Annotated in this window: 1 protein-coding gene; it reads right to left on the reverse strand. The window is 42.1% G+C overall.

Annotated features, from left to right (window positions below):
• Positions 1-578 (reverse strand): DDE-type integrase/transposase/recombinase (locus tag AC1D14_RS22580; protein WP_476969236.1); only part of this gene is annotated, 578 nt, incomplete at its 3' end.
• Between the last annotated feature and the right edge of the window lie 136 nt (positions 579-714).

The raw sequence follows: 714 nt of genomic DNA on the forward strand, positions 1-714 counted from the left end.
TTAGAAGACTTAGCATCAAATTTATGCAATCTATCCTTAGTATTGAGAACATAACAAACACARCCAAAAGGATGAAAATAAGARATGTTGGGTTTTATRTTCTTCCACAATTCATARGGAGTCTTATTCAGAATTGGTCTCACAGAGATTCTGTTCTGAATGTAACATGYTGTGTTTACTGCCTCTGCCCAAAAGTGCTTAGCCATGCCAGTTTCTTGGAGCATGGTTCTWGCCATCTCCTGAAGAGTTCTGTTCTTCCTCTCAACAACACCATTTTGTTGAGGAGTYCTGGGACAAGAGAAATCATGTGCAATTCCATAGGAATCAAACAGACTCTCAAACTTGTCATTCTCAAACTCTCCACCATGGTCACTTCTGACACGCACAATTCTACAAGCCTTCTCGTTTTGCACTTGAGCAATGAAGGTAGAGAACACARCATGAGACTCATCCTTGCGGGTTAGAAACTTTACCCATGTCCAGCGGCTATAGTCATCAACGATAACCATCCCATATCTCTTGCCACCTATAGACTCAGTTTTCACTGGTCCAAAAAGGTCGATATGCAGAAGTTCCAACGGCCTTGAGGTTGAGACAACATTCTTTGCCTTGAAAGGGACTTTTGTGAATTTGCCTTTCTGACATGCTTCACAAAGAGCGTCTGAAGCGAACTTCAGATTGGGTAAGCCCCTGACAAGGTTTAGCTTGCTCAGC

The sequence above is a fragment of the Arthrobacter sp. P1_B11 genome, assembly GCF_056406715.1.